The 24,989-nt window shown below is 64.8% G+C and carries 17 protein-coding genes and 3 pseudogenes; 9 read left to right on the forward strand and 11 right to left on the reverse strand.

Annotation, left to right across the window (positions count from 1 at the left end):
- Window positions 1–53 precede the first annotated feature (53 nt).
- Window positions 54–1,532, reverse strand: a complete 1,479-nt coding sequence (gene putP / locus ACZ9C1_RS16090) for a sodium/proline symporter PutP (RefSeq protein WP_046853960.1) — start codon at window positions 1,530–1,532, stop codon at window positions 54–56.
- On the opposite strand from putP, the gene ACZ9C1_RS16095 reads away from it, so the two are divergent.
- On the forward strand, window positions 1,531–1,881 hold the full coding sequence (locus ACZ9C1_RS16095) for a hypothetical protein (RefSeq protein WP_156177501.1): 351 nt from the start codon (window positions 1,531–1,533) through the stop codon (window positions 1,879–1,881). The two genes, putP and ACZ9C1_RS16095, sit on opposite strands and share 2 nt — an antisense overlap.
- Before the next feature lie 12 nt (window positions 1,882–1,893).
- Window positions 1,894–5,845, forward strand: a pseudogene (gene putA, locus ACZ9C1_RS16100) (trifunctional transcriptional regulator/proline dehydrogenase/L-glutamate gamma-semialdehyde dehydrogenase).
- Window positions 5,846–5,900: 55 nt separating this feature from the next.
- Here putA and ACZ9C1_RS16105 read toward each other — a convergent pair.
- From ACZ9C1_RS16105 to ACZ9C1_RS16115, 3 genes and pseudogenes are all read right to left on the reverse strand, one after another.
- Window positions 5,901–6,209 carry a Txe/YoeB family addiction module toxin gene (locus tag ACZ9C1_RS16105; RefSeq protein WP_031315114.1) on the reverse strand — a complete coding sequence of 103 codons (309 nt, stop codon included), beginning with the start codon at window positions 6,207–6,209 and terminating at the stop codon, window positions 5,901–5,903.
- Window positions 6,175–6,459 (reverse strand): type II toxin-antitoxin system Phd/YefM family antitoxin, encoded by a 285-nt coding sequence (locus ACZ9C1_RS16110; protein WP_023630627.1) that lies wholly within the window; start codon window positions 6,457–6,459, stop codon window positions 6,175–6,177. Before ACZ9C1_RS16110 ends, ACZ9C1_RS16105 begins: the two co-directional genes overlap by 35 nt.
- 366 nt (window positions 6,460–6,825) lie before the next feature.
- Window positions 6,826–6,942: pseudogene (locus ACZ9C1_RS16115) on the reverse strand (DUF3077 domain-containing protein); the annotation flags it as partial.
- Between the two features lie 117 nt (window positions 6,943–7,059).
- Here ACZ9C1_RS16115 and ACZ9C1_RS16120 point away from each other — a divergent pair.
- The 7 genes from ACZ9C1_RS16120 (at window position 7,060) to yccS (ending at window position 18,324) form a co-directional block, all read left to right on the forward strand.
- Window positions 7,060–8,856, forward strand: coding sequence for an acyl-CoA dehydrogenase (locus tag ACZ9C1_RS16120; protein ID WP_457378405.1), 1,797 nt, complete (start codon window positions 7,060–7,062; stop codon window positions 8,854–8,856).
- Between the two features lie 30 nt (window positions 8,857–8,886).
- Window positions 8,887–10,329, forward strand: a complete 1,443-nt coding sequence (locus ACZ9C1_RS16125; protein WP_457378406.1) for a TldD/PmbA family protein — start codon at window positions 8,887–8,889, stop codon at window positions 10,327–10,329.
- A complete protein-coding gene (locus tag ACZ9C1_RS16130) occupies window positions 10,329–11,660 on the forward strand; it encodes a TldD/PmbA family protein (protein WP_476254171.1) in 1,332 nt (443 codons plus the stop codon). Before ACZ9C1_RS16125 ends, ACZ9C1_RS16130 begins: the two co-directional genes overlap by 1 nt.
- Before the next feature lie 124 nt (window positions 11,661–11,784).
- Window positions 11,785–13,212 carry a multidrug transporter subunit MdtD gene (gene mdtD, locus ACZ9C1_RS16135; protein WP_277502196.1) on the forward strand — a complete coding sequence of 476 codons (1,428 nt, stop codon included), beginning with the start codon at window positions 11,785–11,787 and terminating at the stop codon, window positions 13,210–13,212.
- A gap of 112 nt (window positions 13,213–13,324) precedes the next feature.
- Window positions 13,325–14,662 carry an ATP-dependent RNA helicase DbpA gene (gene dbpA / locus ACZ9C1_RS16140; RefSeq protein WP_250888476.1) on the forward strand — a complete coding sequence of 446 codons (1,338 nt, stop codon included), beginning with the start codon at window positions 13,325–13,327 and terminating at the stop codon, window positions 14,660–14,662.
- Window positions 14,663–14,793: 131 nt separating this feature from the next.
- On the forward strand, window positions 14,794–15,975 hold the full coding sequence (locus ACZ9C1_RS16145) for a BaiN/RdsA family NAD(P)/FAD-dependent oxidoreductase (protein WP_457378770.1): 1,182 nt from the start codon (window positions 14,794–14,796) through the stop codon (window positions 15,973–15,975).
- A 165-nt stretch (window positions 15,976–16,140) separates the two neighbouring features.
- On the forward strand, window positions 16,141–18,324 hold the full coding sequence (yccS, locus tag ACZ9C1_RS16150; protein WP_102682210.1) for a YccS family putative transporter: 2,184 nt from the start codon (window positions 16,141–16,143) through the stop codon (window positions 18,322–18,324).
- 27 nt (window positions 18,325–18,351) lie between these two features.
- Here yccS and ACZ9C1_RS16155 read toward each other — a convergent pair whose 3' ends face one another.
- The 7 genes and pseudogenes from ACZ9C1_RS16155 to ACZ9C1_RS16185 all read right to left on the reverse strand — a co-directional run bounded on the left by ACZ9C1_RS16155 (window position 18,352) and on the right by ACZ9C1_RS16185 (window position 24,911).
- Entirely contained in the window at window positions 18,352–19,089 is a 738-nt protein-coding gene (locus tag ACZ9C1_RS16155; RefSeq protein ID WP_139673951.1) for a substrate-binding periplasmic protein, read from the reverse strand.
- Between the two features lie 150 nt (window positions 19,090–19,239).
- Entirely contained in the window at window positions 19,240–20,187 is a 948-nt protein-coding gene (locus ACZ9C1_RS16160; RefSeq protein ID WP_110702073.1) for an ornithine cyclodeaminase family protein, read from the reverse strand.
- Window positions 20,184–21,162 (reverse strand): annotated as a pseudogene (locus ACZ9C1_RS16165) (threonine/serine dehydratase). The gene ACZ9C1_RS16160 and the pseudogene ACZ9C1_RS16165 overlap by 4 nt, the downstream one beginning before the upstream one ends.
- 98 nt (window positions 21,163–21,260) lie before the next feature.
- Window positions 21,261–21,890 carry a helix-turn-helix transcriptional regulator gene (locus ACZ9C1_RS16170; RefSeq protein ID WP_139673960.1) on the reverse strand — a complete coding sequence of 210 codons (630 nt, stop codon included), beginning with the start codon at window positions 21,888–21,890 and terminating at the stop codon, window positions 21,261–21,263.
- A gap of 47 nt (window positions 21,891–21,937) precedes the next feature.
- The gene (locus ACZ9C1_RS16175; protein WP_476254172.1) at window positions 21,938–22,240 is read right to left on the reverse strand and encodes a winged helix-turn-helix domain-containing protein; all 303 of its coding nucleotides are present in this window, start codon (window positions 22,238–22,240) and stop codon (window positions 21,938–21,940) included.
- 14 nt (window positions 22,241–22,254) lie between these two features.
- Window positions 22,255–22,755, reverse strand: coding sequence for a M48 metallopeptidase family protein (locus tag ACZ9C1_RS16180; protein WP_023631708.1), 501 nt, complete (start codon window positions 22,753–22,755; stop codon window positions 22,255–22,257).
- A 38-nt stretch (window positions 22,756–22,793) separates the two neighbouring features.
- Window positions 22,794–24,911, reverse strand: coding sequence for a putative bifunctional diguanylate cyclase/phosphodiesterase (locus tag ACZ9C1_RS16185; RefSeq protein WP_111532548.1), 2,118 nt, complete (start codon window positions 24,909–24,911; stop codon window positions 22,794–22,796).
- Between the last annotated feature and the right edge of the window lie 78 nt (window positions 24,912–24,989).

A 24,989-nucleotide genomic window follows, 5' to 3' on the forward strand; every position in this document is an offset into this window, starting at 1 on the left:
TGGATGAGATCCCTGTGGGAGCCGGCTTGCCGGCGATGCCGATTCAGCAGGTATTACTTGTCGGCGTGATACGCCGCATCAGCGGTTTCAAAACGCGAAACCATGCTGTTCGTCGGACTGCCCAGCTTGCTCACCACGAAGATGGCGATGCTGGCGAACAGGAAGCCCGGGATGATCTCGTACAGCCCCAGGCCGACGTAGCTCTTCCACAGGATCACGGTCAGTGCACCGACCACGATACCGGCCAGCGCGCCGTTGCGGGTCATGCCTTTCCACAGTACCGAGATCAGTACCACCGGACCGAAGGCGGCACCGAAGCCAGCCCAGGCGTAGGCCACCAGGCCAAGCACGCGGTTCTCGGGGTTGGCGGCCATGGCGATGGCGATCAGCGCGACAGCCAGCACCATCAGGCGGCCGACCCAGACCAGCTCGGTCTGCGAGGCGTTCTTGCGCAGGAAGGCCTTGTAGAAGTCTTCGGTCAGGGCGCTGGAGCACACCAGCAGCTGGCAGCTCAGGGTGCTCATCACCGCCGCCAGGATGGCCGACAGCAGCACACCGGCGACCCATGGGTTGAACAGGATCTTGGCCAGCTCGATGAACACGCGCTCGTGGTTCTCGGTGACCGGACCGGCCAGGTCAGGATGCGCCGAGAAGTAGGCGATACCGAAGAAGCCCACGGCGCAGGTACCGGCCAGGCAGAGGATCATCCAGGTCATGGAGATGCGACGGGCATTGGCAATCGACTTCACCGAGTCGGCAGCCATGAACCGCGCCAGGATGTGCGGCTGGCCGAAGTAGCCCAGGCCCCAGCCCATCAGCGAGATGATGCCGATGAAGGTTGCGCCCTTGAACATGTCGAAGTGCGCTGGGTTCACCGCGTCGATGGCGGCGAAGGTCTGGTCGAAGCCGCCGGTGGAGATCAGCACGATCACTGGGGTCAGGATCAGCGCGAAGATCATCAGCGATGCCTGCACGGTGTCGGTCCAGCTCACCGCCAGGAAGCCACCGACGAAGGTGTAGGCGATTGTGGCCGCGGCACCGGCCCACAGGGCGGTTTCGTAGGACATGCCGAAGGTGCTTTCGAACAGGCGGGCGCCGGCGACGATGCCGGAGGCGCAGTAGATGGTGAAGAACACCAGGATGACGATGGCCGAGATGATCCGCAGCAGGCCGGTCTTGTCCTCGAAGCGGCTGGCGAAGTAGTCCGGCAGGGTCAGGGCGTCACCGTTGTGCTCGGTCTGCACGCGCAGACGGCCGGCGACGAACAGCCAGTTCAGGTACGCGCCGACGGTCAGGCCGATGGCGATCCAGGCCTCGGAAAGGCCGGCGAAGTAGATGGCGCCCGGCAGGCCCATCAGCAGCCAGCCGCTCATGTCCGATGCGCCGGCGGAAAGCGCGGTGACCACGCTGCCGAGGCTACGGCCGCCGAGAATATAGTCGGAAAGGTTCTTGGTGGAGCGATAGGCCGCGAAGCCGATCAGCACCATTGCCGCGATGTAGATCACGAAGGTGATCGTGATTGGATTGCCCATGAGTTGTGCCCTGGCGTTGTTTTTATCTCTGCGACTCGCCGTGCACGACGACGGTTGCACCCAGGCGGCGCATCCTATGCAACAACATGAATCAGGTGCAACCATTTTTCATTTGCAAGTTGCACCCAAGCCTGCATTTTCAGATAAAACCGCTTTCTTGCTTCTTTTCGGAGCAAAAACGACGTTTCTCATACTTAAATGCAGCAAAAACAGCCATTTCGGTGGTTCAGAAATACCCTTCAGACGAGTTGCACCTGGGGCACGAAAAAATCGGGTTGCACCCGGTTGCACCCCAATTGTCCTACAGGCTAATCTTGCTGCCAGCTTAGGTCACATCCGTGGCCAATAACGAGGATAAGAAATGGCGACGACCACCCTTTGGGGTCAAACTCGACGACCCGACCCGTGAGCGACTCAAAGCAGCTGCGCAGTCCATCGACCGCACGCCGCACTGGTTGATCAAGCAAGCGATCTTCAACTATCTCGAGAAGCTCGAGGGTGGCGCCACCCTGAACGACCTCAACGGCCATGCCGCCGCTGGCGACGACGCCGGCGAAGTCGCCGCCGACCACGCCCACCAGTGCTTCCTGGAGTTTGCCGAAAGCATCCTGCCGCAGTCGGTACTGCGCTCGGCGATCACCGCCGCCTACCGCCGCCCCGAGCAGGAAGTGGTGCCGATGCTGCTGGAGCAGGCACGCCTGCCGGCCGCCCAGGCCGAAGCCACCAACAAGCTGGCCGCAAGCCTGGCCGACAAGCTGCGTAACCAGAAGAGCGCCGGTGGCCGCGCCGGTATCGTCCAGGGCCTGCTGCAGGAGTTCTCGCTGTCGTCCCAGGAAGGCGTGGCGCTGATGTGCCTGGCCGAAGCCTTGCTGCGCATCCCCGACAAAGGCACCCGTGACGCACTGATCCGCGACAAGATCAGCACCGGCAACTGGCAGCCGCACCTGGGCAACAGCCCGTCGCTGTTCGTCAACGCCGCCACCTGGGGCCTGCTGCTGACCGGCAAGCTGGTCAGCACCCACAACGAATCCGGCCTGACCTCCTCGCTCACCCGCATCATCGGCAAGAGCGGCGAGCCGATGATCCGCAAGGGCGTCGACATGGCCATGCGCCTTATGGGCGAACAGTTCGTCACCGGCGAGACCATCGCCGAGGCCCTGGCCAACGCCAGCAAGTTCGAATCCAAGGGCTTCCGCTACAGCTACGACATGCTCGGCGAAGCCGCGCTGACCGAGCACGACGCGCAGAAATACCTGGCCTCCTACGAGCAGGCGATCCACTCGATCGGCAAGGCCTCGCACGGCCGTGGCATCTATGAAGGCCCGGGCATCTCGATCAAGCTCTCGGCCCTGCACCCGCGCTACAGCCGCGCCCAGTACGAACGCGTGATGAGCGAGCTGTACCCGCGCCTGCTGTCGCTGACCCTGCTGGCCAAGCAGTACGACATCGGCCTGAACATCGACGCTGAGGAAGCCGACCGCCTGGAGCTGTCGCTGGACCTGCTCGAGCGCCTGTGCTTCGAGCCGTCGCTGGCCGGTTGGAACGGCATCGGCTTCGTTATCCAGGCCTACCAGAAGCGCTGCCCGTACGTGATCGACTACGTCATCGACCTGGCCAAGCGCAGCCGCCACCGCCTGATGATCCGCCTGGTGAAGGGCGCGTACTGGGACAGCGAGATCAAGCGCGCCCAGGTCGAGGGCCTGGAAGGCTATCCGGTCTACACCCGCAAGGTGTACACCGACGTTTCCTATATTGCCTGCGCGCGCAAGCTGCTGTCGGTGCCGGAAGCCATCTACCCGCAGTTCGCCACCCACAACGCCCACACCCTGTCGGCCATCTACACCATCGCCGGGCAGAACTACTACCCGGGCCAGTACGAGTTCCAGTGCCTGCACGGCATGGGCGAACCTCTGTACGAGCAAGTCGTGGGCAAGATCTCCGAGGGCAAGCTGAACCGTCCGTGCCGTGTGTACGCACCGGTCGGCACCCACGAGACCCTGCTGGCCTACCTGGTCCGCCGCCTGCTGGAAAACGGCGCCAACACCTCGTTCGTCAACCGCATTGCCGACCATTCGATCTCGATCCAGGAACTGGTCGCCGACCCGGTCGCCAGCATCGAGCGCATGGGCACCCAGGAAGGCAGCATCGGCCTGCCGCACCCGCGCATCCCGATGCCGCGTGAGCTGTACGGCAGCGAGCGGGCCAACTCGGCCGGCATCGACATGGCCAACGAACACCGCCTGGCGTCGCTGTCCTGCGCCCTGCTGTCCACCGCCCACAACGACTGGAAGGCCACGCCACTACTGGCCTGCGCCACTAGCGAGCAACCGGCCAGCGCAGTGCTAAACCCGTCCGATCATCGCGATGTGGTCGGCCATGTGCAGGAAGCCACCGTCGCCGACGTCGACAATGCCATTCAGTGCGCGCTGAACGCCGCGCCAATCTGGCAGGCCACCCCACCGGCCGAGCGCGCCGCGATCCTCGAACGCGCCGCCGACTTGATGGAAGCCGATATCCAGCCGCTGATGGGCCTGCTGGTGCGCGAAGCCGGCAAGACCTTCGCCAACGCCATCGCCGAAGTGCGCGAGGCGGTGGACTTCCTGCGCTACTACGCGGTGCAGGCACGCAACGATCTGCGCAACGACAGCTGCCGCCCATTGGGCCCGGTGGTGTGCATCAGCCCGTGGAACTTCCCGCTGGCGATCTTCTCCGGCCAGGTGGCCGCGGCCCTGGCCGCCGGCAACCCGGTACTGGCCAAGCCAGCCGAACAGACCCCGCTGGTCGCCGCCCAGGCCGTGCGCCTGTTGCTGGAAGCCGGCATCCCGGAAGGCGTGCTGCAACTGCTGCCTGGCCAGGGCGAAACCGTCGGTGCCGGCCTGGTCGGTGACGAGCGTGTCAAAGGTGTGATGTTCACCGGTTCCACCGAAGTCGCCCGCCTGCTGCAACGCAACATCGCCGGGCGCCTGGACAACCAGGGCCGGCCGATCCCGCTGATCGCCGAGACCGGCGGCCAGAACGCCATGATCGTCGACTCCTCGGCGCTGACCGAGCAGGTGGTGATCGACGTGGTGTCCTCGGCCTTCGACAGCGCCGGCCAGCGTTGCTCGGCCCTGCGCGTGCTGTGCCTGCAGGAAGACTCCGCCGACCGCGTGATCGAGATGCTCAAGGGCGCCATGGCCGAAAGCCGCCTGGGTAACCCCGAGCGCCTGTCGGTAGACATCGGCCCGGTGATCGACGCCGAAGCCAAGGCGGGCATCGAGAAGCACATCCAGGCCATGCGCGACAAAGGCCGCACCGTCTACCAGGTGGCTATCGCCGAAGGCGAGGAGATCAAGCGCGGCACCTTCGTGATGCCGACCCTGATCGAATTGGAAAGCTTCGACGAGCTCAAGCGCGAAATCTTCGGCCCGGTGCTGCACGTGGTGCGATACAACCGCAAGGACCTGGACCAGCTGATCGAGCAGATCAACGCTTCCGGCTACGGTCTGACCCTGGGCGTGCACACCCGCATCGACGAGACCATCGCCAAGGTGGTGGACAACGTCAACGCCGGCAACATGTACGTCAACCGCAACATCGTCGGCGCCGTGGTCGGTGTGCAGCCGTTCGGCGGTGAAGGCTTGTCGGGCACCGGCCCGAAAGCCGGTGGCCCGCTGTACCTGTACCGTCTGCTGTCGACCCGCCCGGCCGACGCCATCGCCCGCCACTTCCAGGCCGACGACGCACGCAGCAAGGCCGACACCACCCTGCGCGACCAGCAGCTCAAGCCGTTGACCACCCTCAAGACCTGGGCGGCCAGCAGCCAGATGAGCGATTTGGTCGCGCTGTGCGAGCAGTTCGCCGAGCAGTCGCAGAGCGGCATCACCCGCGTGCTGCCAGGCCCGACCGGCGAGCGCAACACCTACAGCGTGCTGCCACGCGAACACGTGCTGTGCCTGGCCGACAACGAGGCCGACCTGCTGGCCCAGCTGGCAGCGGTACTGGCCGTGGGTAGCTCGGCGGTGTTCCAGGACGGCGAACCGGCCAAGACCGTGCGTGGCCGTTTGCCGAAGGAGCTGCAAGCGAAGATCAAGCTGGTGGCTGACTGGAGCAAGGACGAGGTCGCCTTCGACGCGGTCATCCACCACGGTCACTCCGACCAGTTGCGCGGCGTCTGCGAGCATGTGGCCAAGCGTGCCGGCGCGATCGTCGGCGTGCATGGGCTGTCGAGCGGCGATCACCAGATCGCCCTGGAGCGCCTGGTGATCGAGCGGGCGGTGAGCGTGAACACCGCGGCAGCAGGTGGTAACGCCAGCCTGATGACCATCGGCTGACACCGATCTAACAAAAAAGGAGAGCTTCGGCTCTCCTTTTTTGTGGGCGCTTGGCCTAATCGTCATAGTGGTAACGGCACTGCAGGATGGTCAGGGTTCCCGCCTCGTAGAAGTAGACCAATCGGTGTTCGCGAGTGATACGGCGAGACCAGAAACCTGACAAGTCGCCTTTGAGCGGTTCTGGCTTGCCGGTGCCTTTGAAAGGGCTGCGCAGGCACTCACAGATCATCGTGTTGATGCGCTGGAAGATAGCGACATCACTGTTTCGCCAATAACCGTAGTCTTCCCACCCCTCAGCAGTGAAGGCCACGCTTGTGGTGCTTCGCGCCTCAGTCTTGTTTCGTTGCTTGGCTTTCACATTCATCGAGTGCCAGTTCCTGGGTAACGGCCTTACCAGCCCGGAGCTGAGCAATGGAAGCGCGAAGACGCTTGGCGTTCGCGGACGACTCCAGCAGGTACATGGTCTCGCGCATGCCGTTGTAGTCCTCGAGCGAAATCATCACGACCGGCTCGCCACGCTGACGAGTGATGACTGCCGGCTCATGGTCCCGGCATACGTCGTCCATTGTCTGCTTCAGGTCGGCGCGTGCCTGGCTGAACGTCAGTACATGCATTTTTCCTTCCTTTCCAGGTACAGCCTGGATCAGTTCTCGAGAGTCAACAGGCCTTGATGACAGGTCGGCGCTGTGCGACCTGCCTGCCAAACATTGTACAAACTTGCGTACAACTCGCAAGGTCGAGCCCTGAAACTATTTGGAGAACTGATTGCCGCTGGGAAAGGTGGATATGGAACCGGAATTCCCGCAGCGGCAAAACAGCGTTAAGTCCTGCTGCAGCGTTAAGTCCTGCTGCCATGTAGGAGCTGTCCCAAACCGGCGCTTGACGCGATATCAAGACAGCCCCACTCCTGCGGCAGTACTCAAATTCGTGGGAGCGGCGGTGCGCCGATGCGACTTGCCCCGCGATGCCCTTTTGGGTCGTCAACACCCCATGCCCAGTTCGGCATCGTCCATCAGCGTCTTGGCCAGGGCGCTCAGGTAATACGAGGCCCAGAGCAGTTGGAGCTTTTCCTCCATGATCCCGGTGATGGTCAGGTTGCCCAAGGTGACCTGGGCGATGGCCACTTCTGCCCCCATATCACCCACACCAATTAACCTGTCCCCTGCCCCACCACCCCGCCTAGACTCGCTGCACCCCGAATCAGGAATGCCGCCATGTCCGAGCAACTCCTCAGCAGCCGCAACCTCGCCTTCGAACTCTACGAAGTCCTCGACGCCGAGGCCCTGACCCAGCGCCCGCGCTTCGCCGAGCACAGCCGCGAGACCTTCGACGCAGCCCTGACCACCGCCCGCACCATTGCCGAGAAATACTTCGCCCCGCACAACCGCAAAGGCGATGAAAACGAGCCCCGCTACGTGGACGGCCGCGCTGAGCTGATCCCGGAAGTGAAACCGGCCGTGGACGCCTTCCTCGAAGCGGGCTTCCTCAACGCCAACCGCGACTTCGGAGTCGGCGGCATGCAGTTGCCAAGCCTGGTATCACAGGCCTGCTTTGCCCACTTCCAGGCCGCCAACGCTGGCACCACGGCCTACCCGTTCCTGACCATGGGCGCGGCCAACCTGATCGAGAGTTTCGGCACTGAAGAGCAAAAGCGCCTGTTCCTGCAGCCGATGATCGGGGGCCGCTACTTCGGTACCATGGCCCTGACCGAGCCCCATGCCGGCTCGTCGCTGGCCGATATCCGCACCCGCGCCGAACCCGCAGGCGACGGCAGCTACCGGCTCAAGGGCAACAAGATCTTCATCTCCGGCGGCGATCACGAGTTGTCCGAGAACATCGTGCACATGGTCCTGGCCAAGCTGCCGGACGCGCCGGGCGGGGTGAAGGGCATCTCGCTGTTCATCGTGCCCAAGTACCTGGTCAACCCCGACGGCAGCCTGGGTCCGCGCAACGATGTGCTGCTGGCCGGGCTGTTCCACAAGATGGGCTGGCGCGGCACCACTTCTACCGCGCTCAATTTCGGCGACAACGGCCAGTGCGTCGGCTACCTGGTCGGCCAGCCGCACCAGGGCCTGGCCTGCATGTTCCAGATGATGAACGAGGCGCGCATCGGCGTCGGCATGGGCGCGGTGATGCTCGGCTACGCCGGTTACCTGTATTCACTGGAGTACGCCCGCCAACGCCCACAGGGCCGCCTGCCGGACAACAAGGACCCGCACAGCCCCGCCGTGCCGATCATCGAGCACAGCGACGTCAAGCGCATGCTGCTGGCACAGAAGGCCTACGTGGAAGGTGCCTTCGACCTTGGTTTGTACGCAGCCCGGCTGTTCGATGACACCCACACTGCGCCGGATGAAAACGCCCGCCAGCAAGCCCAGGAATTGCTCGACCTGCTCACCCCGATCGTCAAGTCCTGGCCCTCGACGTTCTGCCTCAAGGCCAATGAACTGGCGATCCAGATCCTCGGCGGCCACGGCTACACCCGCGAGTACCCGGTCGAGCAGTACTACCGCGACAATCGCCTCAACCCGATCCACGAAGGTACCGAAGGCATCCAGTCCCTCGACCTGCTCGGGCGCAAGCTGGCGCAGAACAACGGCGCCGGGCTCAAGCAACTGATCCGCCTGATCGCCGGCACCTGCGAGCGCGCCAGCCATCACCCGAACCTCGACACACTGCGCCAGCCGCTGGAGCAACTGGTCAATCGCCTGCAAAGCGTGACCCTCACCCTGCTCGGCGATCTAGCCCAGGGCAAGGTCGCCGGCGCACTGGCCAACTCGTCTCTGTACCTCAAGGCCTTCGGCCACTGCGCGATCGGCTGGCGCTGGCTGGAGCAGGCGATCCATGCCGAGGTCGGCCTGCTCAAGGGCAGCGACCGCGACTTCTACCTGGGCAAGCTCCAGGCCGCGCGTTATTTCCTCACCTGGGAAGTGCCGGGCTGCCATAATGACCTCGCTTTGCTCGAGGCCCGCGACGATACGTGCCTGGGCATGCAAGAGGGGTGGTTCTAGGGGGAGCCACCGCGCACACGGAGGTTTCCCATGTTCGACTCCAGCACCCTGCTGCGCCAGCGCTTCGCCGCGCTGCGCAGCACGGCCGAACTGTTCTCGCTTCGCCATGTGAAGCAATCGCACCAGTCACTGTCAGTACGGCGTAACGTCGCCGAGCCGCCCTTCTTCAGCCAGGACGAAGGCGCCATGCTCACTGTGCGGGTCAATGGCGTCGAGGCCTACGCGGCCACCGCCGACCTGTCCCAGGCAGGCCTGCAACGCGCGCTGGAACAGGCCGAGGCACTCGCCCGGCGGATCAAGGCCAGCAGCCTGCTCGACCTGAGCGGCCAAGCCGCCCCGAGCGGGCGTCACGATCATGTCTCGCCCAATTTCGAACAGTCCCTGCCCAACCTCGCCGACTGCCTGGAGCTGCTCGCCGCCGAATCGGCCAGCGTACCCAGGGACGAGCGCCTGGTGGACTGGCAGGCAAGCCTGGGCTTCAGCGTGGTCGAGCAGACCTACCTGAACTCCGCCGGCGCCGAGCTGCGCCATGCCCAGCGCTTCATCTACCCAGGCCTGGGCGTCACCGCCAGCGACGGCCAGGACAGCCAGAGCCGCAGCCTGGGCCGGGAGAACTTCGGCCAGCAAGGCGGCTTTGAAGTGGTCGAGCGCTGCGGCCTGCTCGGCGCGGCCCGCCGGGTGGCCGACGAGGCGCTGCAATTGCTGCTGGCGCCGAACACCCCGGCCGGTCAGCGTGATCTGTTGCTGATGCCCGACCAGATGATGCTGCAGATCCACGAATCCATCGGCCACCCGCTGGAGCTGGACCGCATTCTCGGCGATGAGCGCAACTACGCCGGCACCAGCTTCGTCAAAGCCGGCGACTTCGGCCACCTGCAATACGGCTCGAAACTGCTCAACGTGACCTTCGACCCGACAATCCACGAGGAGCTGGCCAGCTACAGCTTCGATGACGACGGAACTCCGGCCAGCAAGCAGTTCCTGATCCGTGATGGCCTGCTGGTGCGCCCCCTGGGTGGCGCCCTGTCGCAACTGCGCTCGGGCCTGGACGGCGTGGCCAACAGCCGCGCCTGCGGCTGGAACCGCGCGCCGATCGACCGCATGGCCAACCTCAACATCGAGCCGGGCGAGCAGACGCTGGCGCAACTGATCGCCGGCATCGAGCACGGCATCCTGATGCGCACCAACCGCTCCTGGTCCATCGATGATGCGCGCAACAAGTTCCAGTTCGGTTGTGAGTGGGGCCAACTGATCGAGAATGGCGAACTCAAGGGCGTGGTGAAGAACCCGAACTATCGCGGCATCTCCGCCGATTTCTGGCGCAACCTCTCGGCGGTGGGTGATCGCAGCACCTTCCAGGTACTCGGCACGCCCAACTGCGGCAAAGGCGAGCCCAACCAGGTGGTGCGGGTCGGCCATGCCTCGCCGGCCTGCGTGTTCCGCCAGATCGACGTATTCGGAGGGGACGCCTGATGAGCACCGTCTACCAGCAACGTTTCGAAAGCTTGCTCGATAGCCTGAACGCCGCCGTTCAGCCCGGCGAGCAGTTCACCCTGGGCTACAGCGCCGAGCACTCGCAGTTCGTGCGTTTCAACCACGCCAAGGTGCGCCAGGCCGGGCTGGTCAGCCAGGCCAGCGTGCAGTTGCGGCTGGTCCGCGACGGGCGCCAGGCCGAGCAACAGATCACCCTGGGCGACGATTCAGAGCTGGACCGCCAGCGCCTGCACGATGCCCTGGCGCAACTGCGCCAGACCCTGCCGCTGCTGGCTGTGGATCCCTACCTGAACCTCGACGACAGCGCCTGGCACAGCCATAGCCTGCAGGAGCAGCCACTGCCAGAGCTGGACAAGGTGCTGGCCTTGGTCGAGCGTGGAGCCGGCGACCTGGACCTGGTCGGCATCTATGCCGCCGGCCCCATCTGCCGCGGCTTCGCCAGCTCGTTCGGCGCCTTTGGCTGGCACCAGGCCAACAGTTTCAACTTTGACTGGAGCCTGTTCCACGCCAACGGCCAAGCCGTCAAAGCCAACTACGCAGGGCAGGCCTGGAGCGGCGAAACCTTTGCCGCACGCCTGTGTCAGGCTCGCGAACAGTTGGCGCACCTGGGGCGCCCGGCCGTCACCCTCAAGCCGGGCAGCTACCGCGCCTACCTGGCGCCGGCGGCGATGGACGAGATCGCCGGCATGCTGTGCTGGGGAGGCTTCGCGGCACAAGCCCTGGCCACTGGCAACAGCCCGTTGCAGCGCCTGTACAACGGCGACGCGCAGTTGAGCCCACTGGTGAGCTTCAGCGAACAGGTCAGCGGCTCGCTGAGTCCGGCCTTCTCCGACGAGGGCTCGCCGCGCCGAGACCTGCTGCTGATCGGTGAAGGGCGGGCGCTGGAGCGACTGGTGAGTGCGCGCAGCGCCGTCGAATTCGGCCAGCAGGCCAATGGCGCCGACAGCTACGAGTCGCCCTGCGCGCTGAGCCTGGCGCCGGGCAACCTGCCCGGCGAGCAGATTCTCGAACGTCTGGGCACCGGCCTTTACATCAGCAACCTCTGGTATCTGAACTACTCGGACCTGCCGGCGGCGCGCATGACCGGGCTGACCCGCTTCGCCACCTTCTGGGTGGAGAACGGGCAGATCCAGGGCCCGGTGAGCACCATGCGCTTCGACGACAGCCTGTACAACCTGCTGGGCAACCAGCTGGAGGACCTGACCCAGGAGCGCGAGATGATCCTGTCGACCAGCACCTACGGGCAGCGCAGCACCGGGTCGAGTCATCTGCCCGGGGCGTTGGTCAAAGGCCTGACCCTGACATTGTGATCGACAGGACTGGCCTCATCGCTGGCAAGCCAGTTCCCACAGTGGCCGGCATGCACTGCCCCTGTGGGAGCCGGCTTGCCGGCGATGAGGCCAGCACCGGCAACACAGGACATTGAGGTAACCCATGCCCGACCGTGCCCCGCTGGACCCCGTCACCGCCCGCTGGATCCCCTGGGTGGTGGCCATCGCCTTCTTCATGCAATCGCTCGACGGCACCATCCTCAACACCGCGTTGCCGGCCATGGCCCGGTCGCTTGCCGAGGACCCGCTGCGCATGCAGGGGGTGATCATCGCCTATATGCTCACCGTGGCCTTGCTGATCCCGGCCTCGGGCTGGATCGCCGACCGCTTCGGCACCAAGCGCATCTTCTTCAGCGCCATCCTGCTGTTCAGCTTCGGCTCGCTGTTGTGCGCCATGGCCAACAGCCTCGGCTTCCTGATCTTCGCCCGGGTGGTGCAAGGCCTGGGCGGCGCACTGATGCTGCCCGTGGGAAGGCTGGTGGTGTTGCGGGCCTACCCGCGCAGCGAACTGGTGCGGATCATGAGCTTCATCACCATCCCCGGCCTGCTCGGGCCACTGCTCGGCCCGACCGTGGGCGGCTGGCTGGTGGAAATCCTCAGCTGGCACTGGATCTTCCTGCTCAACCTGCCGGTGGGCGCCGTGGGTTGCTATGCGGTGTGGAGGTTCATCCCCGACCTGCGCGGCGCCGAGCGCACCACCTTCGACGGGCCGGGTTTCCTGTTGTTTGGCGCGGCGATGGTACTGATCACCATCGCCATGGAAGGCCTGGGCGAACTGCACCTGCCGCACCTGCGGGTAATGTTGTTGCTGTTCGCCGGCATGGCCTGCCTGGCCGCCTACTGGCTGCGCGCCGGGCGCGACCCGGAGCCGCTGTTCTCGCCGTCACTATTCCGCGTACGCACTTTCGCCATCGGCATCCTCGGCAACCTGTTCGCCCGCCTGGGCAGCGGCGCCCTGCCCTTCCTGGTGCCGTTGCTGCTGCAAGTGGCGCTGGGTTATTCACCGGCCCAGGCCGGCATGAGCATGATTCCACTGGCGGCGGCGGCGATGCTCGCCAAGTCGGTCGCCCGGCCGCTGATCGAGCGCCTCGGCTACCGCATCGTGCTCACCGGCAACACCCTGCTGCTGGGCCTGCTGCTGGCCAGCCTGGGGCTGGTCGACGAACAGACGCCGTATGCGGTGCTGCTGGCGCAGCTGGCGATGCTGGGGGCGGTGAACTCCATGCAGTTCACGGCGATGAACACCGTGACCCTGATCGACCTCGACGACGCCAGCGCCAGCAGCGGCAACAGCCTGCTGTCGGTGGTCGCGCAACTGTCGCTGAGCCTGGGCGTGGCCTGCGCCGGCGCGCTGCTCGGTGGTTTCACCGCGGCCGGTAGCGCCGAAGGCGTGGAAAGCACCCTGGGGGCGTTCCAGCTGACCTTCGTCACCATCGGCGTGATGGCCATGCTGGCGGCGGCGATCTTCCTGCAACTGGCGCCGACAGACGGAAGGCGCGCCCGTCGTCCGGAAGAGCACGTGGAGTCGTAGGGCGAATGGCTTCGAGGCTGGTAGACTGTGCGACATTTTTCGCTTCGCACCGCAGGCCCGCCTCGTGACCGTTGAAACCACCGCCTTTGCCACCCTCCCGCTGTCCGCTGCCATGCTGGCCAACCTGGACGCCCTGGGCTATGCCTCGATGACCCCGATCCAGGCCCAGAGCCTGCCGGTGATCCTCAAGGGCCAGGACCTGATCGCCCAGGCCAAGACCGGCAGCGGCAAGACCGCCGCCTTCGGCATCGGCCTGCTCAACCCGATCAACCCGCGCTACTTCGGCTGCCAGGCCCTGGTGCTGTGCCCGACCCGCGAGCTGGCCGACCAGGTGGCCAAGGAGCTGCGCCGCCTGGCCCGCGCCGAGGACAACATCAAGATCCTCACCCTGTGCGGCGGCGTCTCGTTGGGCCCGCAGATCGCCTCGCTGGAACACGGCGCGCACATCATCGTCGGCACCCCGGGGCGCATCCAGCAGCACCTGGACAAGGGCACACTGGTCCTCGACGGGCTCAACACCCTGGTGCTCGACGAAGCTGACCGCATGCTCGACATGGGCTTCTTCGACGCCATCGCCAGCATCATCGGCAAGACCCCGTCACGCCGACAAACCCTGCTGTTCTCGGCCACCTACCCGGCCGGTATCGAGCAGTTGGCCAAAGCCTTCATGCGCCAGCCGCAACAGGTCAAGGTCGAAGCGCTGCACAGCGACAACCAGATTGAACAGCGCTTCATCGAGATCGACGCGCAGCAGCGCCTGGACGCCGTGACCCGCGTCCTCGGCCACTACCGCCCACAGTCCTGCGTGGCGTTCTGCTTCACCAAGCAGCAGTGCGAGGACGTGGTTGCCCACCTCACCGCCAAGGGCATCGTCGCCCAGGCCCTGCACGGCGACCTGGAGCAACGTGACCGCGACCAGGTGCTGACGATGTTCGCCAACCGCAGCAGCTCAGTGCTGGTGGCCACCGACGTGGCCGCCCGCGGCCTGGACATCGATGGCCTGGACATGGTCATCAACGTCGAACTGGCGCGTGATGCCGAGATCCACGTGCACCGCGTTGGCCGTACCGGTCGCGCCGGCGAGAAAGGCGTGGCGGTCAGCCTGGTGGCGCCGGCCGAGGGCCATCGCGCCCAGGCCATCGAAGACCTGCAGAAGCAGCCGCTGCGCTGGGAACAGCTGGACAGCCTCAAAAGCAAAGGCGGCGAGCCGCTGCTGCCACCGATGACCACCCTGTGCATCGCCGCCGGGCGCAAGGACAAGCTGCGCCCGGGCGATATCCTCGGCGCGCTGACCGGCGATGCCGGGTTGCCAGGCAAGCAGGTGGGCAAGATTGCCATCTTCGACTTCGTGGCGTTCGTGGCCGTGGAGCGGGCAGTGGCCAAGCAGGCCATGCAGCGCCTGAACAGCGGCAAGATCAAAGGTCGCGCCCTGAAAGTCCGTATCGTCTGAAGTCTTTTTGGGGCTGCTGCGCAGCCCATCGCCGGCAAGCCGGCTCCCACAGGGTTTGGTGTTATCCCTGTGGGAGCCGGCTTGCCGGCAATGGGCCGCGCAGCGGCCCCGGCTATTGAAGAGGTAACACCGTGCACTCCACCGACGTGATCATCCTCGGCGCCGGCGCCGCCGGCCTGATGTGCGCCCTGCTCAGCGCCCAGCGCGGGCGCCGGGTGCTGGTGCTCGACCACGCCAACAAACCGGGCAAGAAGATCCTCATGTCCGGCGGCGGGCGCTGCAACTTCACCAACATGTACACCGAGCCGGCCAACTTCCTCTCGCACAACCCGCACTTCTGCAAGTCGGCATTGGCCCGCTACACCCAGTGGGACTTCATCGAGCTGGTGTGCAAGCACGGCGTGCCGTACCACGAGAAGAAACTCGGCCAGCTGTTCTGCGACAACAAGTCCAGCGACATCCTCGACATGCTCCTGGCCGAGTGCGACCAGGCCGGCGCCGAGCTGCGCATGAACACCAGCATCGACAAGATCGAAAAGACCGAGGCCGGCTACACCCTGCAGACCAGCGCCGGCCCATTCGCCTGCCAGTCGCTGGTGATCGCCACCGGTGGCCTGTCGATCCCGACGCTCGGCGCCAGCGGTTTCGGCTATCAGGTCGCCCGCCAGTTCGGCCACGAACTGCTGCCGACCCGAGCCGGCCTGGTACCGTTCACCATCACCGAGCCCCAGCTCAAGGCACTGTGCACCGAGCTGTCCGGCACCTCGCTGGACTGCATCGCCAGCTGCAATGGCACCAGCTTTCGCGAGAACCTGCTGTTTACCCACCGTGGCCTGAGCGGGCCGGCGATCCTGCAGATCTCATCGTTCTGGGAAGCCGGCGACACCGTCGAAATCAACCTGCTACCTGATCGCGACGCCCTGGAATGGCTGCAAGGCCAACAAGCCGAGCGTCCCAATAGCGAGCTGAAGACCGTGCTGGGCGAGGTGTTCACTCGCAAGCTGGCCAACTTGCTGGCCGAGCAGTGGTTCGAGTCCAAGCCACTGAAGCAATACACCCCTGCGCAGCTGGCGCAAGTCGCCGAAAAATTGGCGGCCTGGCAGGTGGCTCCGGCGGGGACCGAAGGCTATCGCACCGCGGAAGTGACCCTGGGCGGGGTGGATACCCGCGAAGTGTCTTCGAAAACCATGGAATCGCTGAAGAGCCCTGGGCTGTACTTCATCGGCGAAGTGCTGGATGTCAGCGGGCACCTCGGTGGTTTCAACTTCCAGTGGGCCTGGGCTTCGGCCAACGCGGCGGCGCAGTTCGTGTAGAGTAGAATCCATTCAGCAGCACGGAACGCTTCTTGCTGGTTTGTGCTGTGAAGGGTGCGAAACCATCGCGGGGCAAGCCCGCTCTCACGTCAGAACGGTGGGGGCGGGCTTGCCCTGCGATGAGGCCCCAGAGATTCTTTTTCGAATACTGCCCAGCAGGCCATCATGTCATCGAGCTCGTTCCGCCATTCATTGCGTCGCCTGTGGGGCCAAGACAAGTTCAGCTATGCCATCCGCGTGACCATCGCCCTCACCGGCAGCATGGCCTGGTGCTGGTACCAGAACGAGATGAGCCTGCTCATCCCGCTGTTCCTCGGCATCATCGCCAGCGCCCTGGCCGAGACCGACGATGGCTGGCAGGGCCGCCTCAGTGCCCTGCTGGTCACCCTGGGCTGTTTCGCCATTGCCGCGCTGTCGGTCGAGCTGTTGTTCCCCTACCCCTGGGTCTTTGCAATCGCCCTGGCCCTGGCGGCGTTCTCCCTGACCATGCTCGGGGCCCTGGGCGAACGCTATGGGGCGATCGCCTCGGCCACGCTGATCCTGTCGGTCTACACCATGATCGGTGTCGACCAGCGCGGCGGAGAGGTCAGCGATTTCTGGCACGAGCCGTTGCTGCTGGTGACGGGGGCGGCCTGGTACGGACTGCTGTCGGTGTTGTGGCAGGCGCTGTTTTCCAACCAGCCGGTGCAACAGAGCCTGGCCAGGCTGTTCTACGAGCTGGGCAGCTACCTCAAGCTCAAGGCCAGCCTGTTCGAGCCGGTCCGCACCCTCGATGTCGAGGCCACGCGCCTGGAGCTGGCCAAGCAGAATGGCAAGGTAGTGGCCGCACTCAACGCCGCCAAGGAGATCATCCTGCACCGGGTCGGCAACAGCCAGCCCAACTCCAAGGTCAGCCGCTACCTCAAGCTGTACTTCCTGGCCCAGGACATCCATGAGCGGGTCAGCGCCTCGCACTATCCGTACAACGGCCTGACCGAGGCGTTCTTCCACAGCGACGTGATGTTCCGCTGCCAGCGCCTGCTGCGCAAGCAGGGCTCGTCCTGCCAGGAGCTGGCGCGCTCGATCCGCCTGCGCCAGCCGTTCGTGCTGGCCAGCGGCTACCCCGAGGCACTGGAAGACCTCAATGCCTCGCTGGAGCACCTGCGCACCCAGAACAACCCGGCCTGGCGCAGCCTGCTGCGCTCGCTGCGGGCGCTGGCCGCCAACCTGGCCACGCTGGACCGGCTGCTCAGCGCCGCCAGCAACCCGGACAGCCTGGCCGATGCCAGCGACAGCAGCCTGCTCGACCGCTCGCCACGCAACTTCAAGGATGTGTGGAAACGCCTGCGCACCCAGCTGACACCCACCTCGTTGCTGTTCCGCCACGCCCTGCGCCTGTCGCTGGCGTTGTCGGTGGGCTATGGCATGGTTCACCTGATCCACCCGACCCAGGGCTATTGGATCATCCTAACCACGTTGTTCGTCTGCCAGCCCAACTATGGCGCGACCCGGCGCAAACTGGTGCAACGGATCATCGGCACCGCCATCGGCCTGACCGTGGGCTGGGCGCTGTTCGACCTGTTCCCCAACCCGATCGTCCAATCGCTGTTCGCGGTGGTCGCAGGGGTGGTGTTCTTCGTCAACCGCACCACCCGCTACACCCTGGCCACGGCGGCGATCACCCTGATGGTGCTGTTCTGCTTCAACCAGATCGGCGATGGCTACGGGCTGTTCCTGCCACGCCTGTTCGATACCCTGGTCGGCAGCCTGATCGCCATCCTCGCGGTGTTCCTGTTCCTGCCCGACTGGCAGGGACGGCGCTTGAACAAGGTGCTGGCCAACACCCTCGCCTGCGCCAGCGAATACCTGCGCCAGATCATGCAGCAATACGCCCATGGCAAACGTGACGACCTGGCCTACCGCCTGGCCCGGCGCAATGCGCACAATGCCGACGCGGCGCTGTCGACCACCCTGGCCAACATGCTCATGGAGCCAGGACATTTCCGTAAGGAGGCCGACGTCGGCTTCCGCTTCCTGGTGTTGTCACATACCTTGCTGAGCTACCTCTCGGGGCTGGGCGCGCACCGCGACACTGCGCTGCCGGCCGAAGTCCACGAGCAGTTGATCGATGGTGCCGGGCGGAGCCTGGCCAGCAGCCTGGACGAGATCGCCAATGGCCTGGCGGCACGCTTGCCGGTGGCGATCCACAGCGACGCCGAGGAGGCGCTGGCCAACGCGCTGGAGCAGATGCCCGAGGAGCTGGACGAGCATCAGCGCCTGGTGCAGACGCAATTGGCGCTGATCTGCCGGCAGTTGGGGCCGTTGCGGACCTTGGCCGGGCATCTGATCAAGGAAGGTCAACCCGCCTGATTGCCCGCTCCCACACCAAGAGCGGGCTCAGAAACCATGCTGGCGCATCAGGCGGGCGTAACTGCCGTCGGCCTTCATGGTGGCGATGGCCTTTTCGAAACGCGCCACGATCTTCTTGTGCTCCGGGTGCTTGAGGCTTACCAGGATGTGCAGGCTGTTCTCACCCAGCGGCGGGTCGACGAAGGCCACGCCCTCGCGCACCGGCTGCGGCTCGCGCTGCAGGTTGTAGCGCGCCACGTATTCATCCTCCACCGCCAGGTTCACCCGCCCGGCCGCCAGCATGCGCACCGCCGATGAAAAGTTGCGCACCAGCACCTTGTTCAGGCGTTCGTCGCTGTCGAATTCGGGGGAATAGGCGTAGTCGCGCACCACGGCAATGGTGTAAGGGTACAGGTCAGCCTGGCGGGCATAGGCAAAAGCCTCGCCTTCACGCTTGAGCAGGCGGATACGGTTGACCAGGTAGGTCGCGGAGAACTGGCCGATCAGGGTGCGCTCCTGGTTGTACCAGGCATTGATCAGTACATCGTAGCGTCCCTCGCCCACGCCCATCAGCGCCCTGGCCCAGGGCACCTCCTCGAACTCGGTGGCGTAGCCGGCACGGGTCAGCGCCGTGGTGACGATACTGGTGGCCAGGCCGCCACCGGGCATGCTGGTGTCGGTAAAGGGCGGCCAGCTGTCGGCCACCAGCCGCAGCTTGCCATGGGCCAGGGCAGGCCCCGCACACAACAGCCCGAGTAAACCAAGAACGCAAAGCAGTGGCCGCATGCTCAAGTCCTTTCGCAATTGGTAACCCACGCGGAAACGGCGATCTTAACTACTACTGCCCTGGCAGCCTACACAAGGCTGATCGTTGTGGCACGCGACAATACTGTCAAATTGCCTCTATTTTGGCCGGTCTGTGGACAATTTCATCGTTCAGCCGCGCAGGCGTTCGAAGACCCACTGGGCAATCTGCGCATCCTGAACCGCGACACCGGTCAGGTCGGCGAGGGTGACCTCGTGCTGATCCTGACGCCCCGCTTCCTGACCAGCCAGCACCGCGCCCAGCTCCAGCAAGCGGGAAGGTTCGAGCGACCCCGCCTTGAGCGCGTGGGAAACCTCGCCATAGGCTCCGCACTGAGCCTGCGAATCGACGATGATTCGCGACATCGAGGCGACCAGCGCCGCATCCAGCTCCTGCTTGCCGACGCAGTCCGCGCCGACCGCCGTGATATGGGTTCCGGGACGAACCCACTCGCGCCTGAGCAACGGCTCACGCGACGGCGTGGTGGTGACGATCAGGTTGGCCGCCTGCGCGACAGCCTGCGGCTGCTGGACCGTCTGCACGCTGAAGCCCAACGCCCGGGCATGCTCACGGTAGTCCGACAAGCCTTGCTCACTGCGACCCCAGACAACCACCTGGCGACAGCCCGTCAACGCCATCAGGCATTCAAGTTGCAGACGGGCCTGCAGTCCGGTGCCAAGCACGCCGATGGCCTCCACCTCGCGAGGCGCCAGCAGGCGGGCGACAATGCGCCCGGCCAGGGCGGTGCGCACGGCAGTCAGCCATCCCTGGTCGGCCAGCCAGGCCAGCGGTTCACCGGTACGGGCCGACAACACCAGCATCAAGCCGTCATTGCTGGGCAGGCCCTTGCCCGGATTGTCGTAGAAACCACTGGAGACCTTAACCACGAAGGTTTCGCCGCCTTCGAGATAAGCCGACTTGATACAGCAATCGCCATTGGCCTGGCGGAACTGGAAGTTCTGCACCGGTGGAGCCTGCACCTGACCCGCACTGTAGGCCCTGAAACCGTCCACCAGCCGCCGCTCGATCGCGTCGAGGTCGAGGCAGGCCTTGATCGCCTGCAGGTCGTGGATCTTCATGCGAGGGCCTCCAGGTATTTCTCCAGCTGGATGTTGCGCCCACACAACACCACCGCCACTTTCTTGCCCTGGTATTGCCCGGCCAGCTGCTTCATGCCGGCCAGCGCGACGGCGGCGGCGCCTTCGATGATCCAGTGCTCGCAGGCGGCAGCGTCGCGCATGGCTTGCCTGATCTCGTCCTCGCTGACCAGCACGGTTCGCGTCAGCAGGCGCTGGCAGAGGGGCAAGGTGACCGTGTCCGCCTCCACGCCGCCGGCAGTGCCGTCGGACAGGGTGGGTAACTCGTCCATCTCTATGACCTGGCCTTGTTCGATGGAGCGTTGCAAGGTCGGCGCATTGACCGGCCAGCAGCCGATGATTTCCACCGATGGCGCCAGCTTGTACAGTGCGGTGGCGATCCCGGACACCATCCCGCCGCCGCCCACGGCGACGAACACCGCATCCAGGTCCGGCGCCTGCTCGAGCAGTTCCATGCCGATGGTCCCCTGCCCGGCGATGACCTCCAGGTCGTTGTAGGGCGAGACGAACGGCTTGTGTTGGCGCAACGCCGCCTCGCGGGCCAGTTGCTCCGCCCCCAGCGAATCGACCTCCAGAACCTGCACCTGCGCCCTCAGCAGACGCATCGCCTCGATCTTGGCAGGCGAGGCCTCAGCGCTGATATACACTGTCACCGGCACGTCCAGCAGCTGACCGGCCAGGGCAAGCCCTTGCCCATGATTGCCCGGAGGAAGCAGCGATAACCCCCCTGCTCCGTTGCGCCTCGCCCAGCAGGCGCAGCTTGTTGCTGGCACCGCGGAACTTGAACGATCCGGTCAGCTGGAGGTGTTCGCACTTGAGATGGACGTCGCAGCCAGTCATGGCCGAGAGCGCCAGGCTGCGCGCCAGTGGGGTCACCGGTACCAACGGGCGCAGGGCCTGATGAGCCTGGAGAATGGATTGGTACAGCTGCTCGAGCGCCAGATCGTCGATAGGCATGGGGCGGAATCTCCTCGGGAAGCGACAGGCAGGCGCCGGCGCGCAATGGAATAAAAATCCACCGTAGAATATTTTTCCACCAAGTACAAGCCTGGAAACTATGCCTCCCGCGCGAGTTTCACATACTTGTAGACCGTAGCCCTGCCCATGCCGAGGATATTGGCCACGTAGTCGTACGTACTGCCGCCGCGGAAGGCGCCTTCCCCGTGCAGGGCCTCGACCAACTCGCGTTTCTGCTCCCGACTGAGCCCGTCGAGGCTCAAGCCATGCTGCCTGAGCCAGGCATGCAGGAAGGTATTGATGCGCTCCTGCCAGTCATCACGGAACAGCACATCTGGCTGGGGCAGCAAGCGGCTGGCCTGGAAGAACAGGTCAAGTGCCTGCTTGGCCTGCTCCAGCACCGAGATGTTGAAGTTGATGCACAGCAGCGCCTCGGGTGCCCCGGCCTCATCGACCATGACACTGCTGATCGAACGCACTTTCTGACCGTTCCAGTTGAGTTTCTCGTAGGGCCCCAGCGGCGTCGTGACGCCGAGCTCGCCCGGCAGGTCCTCCAGCGCCGAGTCGTCGCCCAACTGCCGCCTGGAAATATTGTTGGCGATATGCACGACTGTCTGGTTGCGTAGATCGTGGACCACCACTTCGGCATGGGGGAACAACAGGGTCGCGACACCATCGGCCATGGCGGCGTAATTGCTGAAACGAGCGTCGATGGCCTTGGAAGACATACGGAACATCCTGAAAGAAAGGTGTGGCGTAGAGAGAGGGGTGAAGCTCAGGGATACCCCAGCACATCGCGAATCTGGCGCAGGTGCTGGATTATCCACTGCTTGTCGATCGCCCCCCAGTCACGGATACGGTAGTGCCCGGCATGGTTGCGCGCACCGAGTTGCTGCTCGAACTCGCAGACGATGTCCAGGTCGGCCAGGGCGGCGATGGTGTCCTGGGCGGTACGCCGGGGCATGCCGGTGGCCTCAATCAACGCCGGCACACTGGTGGCGGTCTGGCTGTCGATCAGCCAGGCCACGTAAAGGCGGCGGTAGAAGCTGCTGCGGGTCTTGCTCACGTCCGTGGTCATGGGGTGCTTGTCCCTCAGGTGTTGCCCGGCAGTTCCCGATAGGTCAGGTAGACGCGCAGGTCGAATTCAAGTTGATGGTAATCCGGCTCCATGTGCTGACAGAGCTGGTAGAACGCCTTGTTGTGATCGCGCTCCCTCAGGTGCGCCAGCTCATGCACCACGATCATGCGCAGGAACTGCGGCGCTGCCTCGCGGAACAACGAGGCGACGCGGATCTCCTTCTTCGCCTTGAGCTTGCCGCCCTGCACCCGCGATACCGCCGTGTTCAGGCCCAATGCACGGTGGGTGAGGTCCAGGCGGTTGTCGAACAGGACCTTGTCCAGCGGCGGCGCGCTGCGCAGGTACTGCTGCTTGATCTCCTGGGCATAGCCGTACAGGGCCTTGTCGCTCTGCACGTCATGGCGTTCGGGGTAGCGCTGGCGCAGGTAGTCGCCCAGACGATCGCTGGCGATCATCTGGCGCACCTGTTCCTGCAGGTGCGGCGGGTAGGCTTGCAGGTAACGTAGGGCGGTCATGGCAGACGTTCGGAACGAGAAGACGCGAGTTTAGCCAATCACGACGCCCATGGGAAAAACGCTGGGAAATCGCCAGCGGCGTCGGCGGTGAGCGGCCGGGCCACCAGGAACCCCTGCACGTAGGCGCAACCGGCGCCCTTGAGCCATTCGGCCTGGGCCCGGGTCTCGACGCCCTCGGCGATTACCGTGATGTCATAGGCCGCGCACAGGTCGATGACGCTGCGCACCAAGGCGATATCCACCGCCGAGTCCGGCAACCGCGCGACCAGGTGGCGGTCGAGCTTGAGCGTGTCGATAGGCAGGTCGCGCAGCATGCGCAGCGAGCAGTCGCCAGCGCCGAAATCGTCGAGCGCCACGCGAATGCCCAGCTCCCGCAGGCGGTGCACCTGCTTCACCGCCGCGTCGATGTTGTACATCAGCGAGGTTTCGGCAACCTCCACCTCCAATTGGGCGGGTTGCAGTTGATGCTTGTCGATCACCTGGGCCAGTTCATCGACCAACCCGGGCATGGTGAACTGGGCGCGGCTCAGGCTGATGCCCAGCACCAACTGCGAACCAAAGCGATCGCTCCAGGCATTGCGTTGCGCGGCGCCCTTGCGATAGATCCAGCTGGCCAGGCGGTTGATCAGGCGAGCTTCTTCCAGCAACGGAATGAACAGCCCCGGCGGCACGTCGCCGACGCTCGGGTGCTGCCAGCGCAACAACGCCTCGAAGCCGCGCAGCCGGCCATCGGCGAATGCCACCTGGGGTTGGTAGACCAAGCTGAAATCATTTTGCTCGATGGCCGTGCGCACGCTGTCCTCAAGCATCAGCCGTGAGCGAGCGCGGCCATTGAGTTCCTGGTCGTAGAAGCGGTATTGCTGGCGACCAGCCTGCTTGGCCGCGTACATCGCCGCATCGGCCGCGCGCAACAGGCCCTCCACGTTGGCGCCGCAGTCGGGGTAGGTGGCGATGCCGATGCTCACCCCCAGGTTGACCTCGAGCCCATCCACCTGCTGGAAGCTCGACATGCGCTCCAACAGCTTTTCAGCATAGCGGCCGGCCTGTTCGGGATACGGCAGGCCGTCGAACAGCGCGGTGAACTCGTCGCCGCCCATACGCGCCAGCAGCGCCTCGCTGCCCAGGCACTCTTTGAGCTGGTCGGCCACCCAGCGCAGGACCTTGTCGCCGGCCTCATGGCCGAGCAGGTCGTTGATCCGCTTGAAGCCGTCCAGGTCCATGTACATCAGGGCCTTGGCCTTGTCCGAACGCTCGTTGCGCAGCAACGCGCTTTCGGCGGTCTGGTAGAAGCCACGACGGTTGAGCAGCCCGGTCAGCGGGTCGGTCACCGCCTGGTACTCCAATTGCTGGTGCAGGCTGCGCACCACCGACATGTCCAGCACCGTCACCACCATGGCCTTCTGTTCGGCGGGCAGCGGCGCGCATGACAATGCCACCGGCACCAGCTGGCCACCGAGGGTGCGCAGCTGGGCATCATGCACACGGAAGATCTGCCGCCGCAGATAGGCCTGGTAGAAGTCCGACTCGTGCCACAGGTTGGCGCAGGGGAGCTGGATCAGGTCCAGCATGTGCGCGCCTTGCAGTTTGTCCACCGGCGCATCGAGCAGGCGTGAGATGGCCGGGTTGGCGAAGCCGATGCAACCCGTTTCGTCCACCACCAGGATGCCCTCTGCGGCATTTTCCAGGATCGAGGCGTTGAATGCCCGCGCTGACTCCAGTTCACGGGTCAGCCGCTGCAGCATGCGCCTGTTGCGCTGCTGCTCCAGCAGGGCCTGGACCTTGGGCTTGAGGATCTGCGGGTCGAACGGTTTGAACAGGTAGTCCACAGCGCCACTGGCATAACCCTTGAGTACGGCGGCGTCGGACTGCTCGTTGGCGGTCAGGAAAATGATCGGGGTCAAACGCGTGCGTTGGCTGCCGCGCATCAGGCGGGCAACCTCGAAACCGTCCATTTCAGGCATCTGCACGTCGAGCAGGACCAGATCGACCTCGTGCTCGAGCAAGGTGCTCAGGGCTTCCATCCCTGAACTGGCGGTCAATACCTGCCAATCCTGGCGGGACAGCAAGGCCCGCATGCTGATGAGGTTCTCCGGATAGTCGTCTACGACCAACAGAACCGAACTGCTTTCCGGTGTTTGAGAATAAGCGCCATCCATGTTGCTTCTCTTGGTAAGTCCAACTGCGACTTGTTATTGGATCCGATTGTTACTCTAGTCTCGGCCTCCGAAGACGCA

The organism is Pseudomonas sp. TE21435, from assembly GCF_056279265.1.

Bases quoted from the DNA above. Each gene is read 5' to 3' on its own strand.
- ACZ9C1_RS16120 (WP_457378405.1), top strand. From the start codon at position 7,060: ATGTCCGAGCAACTCCTCAGCAGCCGCAACCTCGCCTTCGAACTCTAC.
- ACZ9C1_RS16110 (WP_023630627.1), bottom strand. From the start codon at position 6,459: ATGCATGTACTGACGTTCAGCCAGGCACGCGCCGACCTGAAGCAGACA.
- ACZ9C1_RS16105 (WP_031315114.1), bottom strand. From the start codon at position 6,209: ATGAATGTGAAAGCCAAGCAACGAAACAAGACTGAGGCGCGAAGCACC.
- ACZ9C1_RS16160 (WP_110702073.1), bottom strand. From the start codon at position 20,187: ATGAAGATCCACGACCTGCAGGCGATCAAGGCCTGCCTCGACCTCGAC.
- ACZ9C1_RS16180 (WP_023631708.1), bottom strand. From the start codon at position 22,755: ATGACCGCCCTACGTTACCTGCAAGCCTACCCGCCGCACCTGCAGGAA.
- ACZ9C1_RS16130 (WP_476254171.1), top strand. From the start codon at position 10,329: ATGAGCACCGTCTACCAGCAACGTTTCGAAAGCTTGCTCGATAGCCTG.
- ACZ9C1_RS16170 (WP_139673960.1), bottom strand. From the start codon at position 21,890: ATGTCTTCCAAGGCCATCGACGCTCGTTTCAGCAATTACGCCGCCATG.
- ACZ9C1_RS16155 (WP_139673951.1), bottom strand. From the start codon at position 19,089: ATGCGGCCACTGCTTTGCGTTCTTGGTTTACTCGGGCTGTTGTGTGCG.
- ACZ9C1_RS16125 (WP_457378406.1), top strand. From the start codon at position 8,887: ATGTTCGACTCCAGCACCCTGCTGCGCCAGCGCTTCGCCGCGCTGCGC.
- dbpA (WP_250888476.1), top strand. From the start codon at position 13,325: ATGCTGGCCAACCTGGACGCCCTGGGCTATGCCTCGATGACCCCGATC.
- ACZ9C1_RS16185 (WP_111532548.1), bottom strand. From the start codon at position 24,911: ATGGATGGCGCTTATTCTCAAACACCGGAAAGCAGTTCGGTTCTGTTG.
- mdtD (WP_277502196.1), top strand. From the start codon at position 11,785: ATGCCCGACCGTGCCCCGCTGGACCCCGTCACCGCCCGCTGGATCCCC.
- ACZ9C1_RS16175 (WP_476254172.1), bottom strand. From the start codon at position 22,240: ATGACCACGGACGTGAGCAAGACCCGCAGCAGCTTCTACCGCCGCCTT.
- putP (WP_046853960.1), bottom strand. From the start codon at position 1,532: ATGGGCAATCCAATCACGATCACCTTCGTGATCTACATCGCGGCAATG.
- ACZ9C1_RS16095 (WP_156177501.1), top strand. From the start codon at position 1,531: ATGAGTTGTGCCCTGGCGTTGTTTTTATCTCTGCGACTCGCCGTGCAC.
- yccS (WP_102682210.1), top strand. From the start codon at position 16,141: ATGTCATCGAGCTCGTTCCGCCATTCATTGCGTCGCCTGTGGGGCCAA.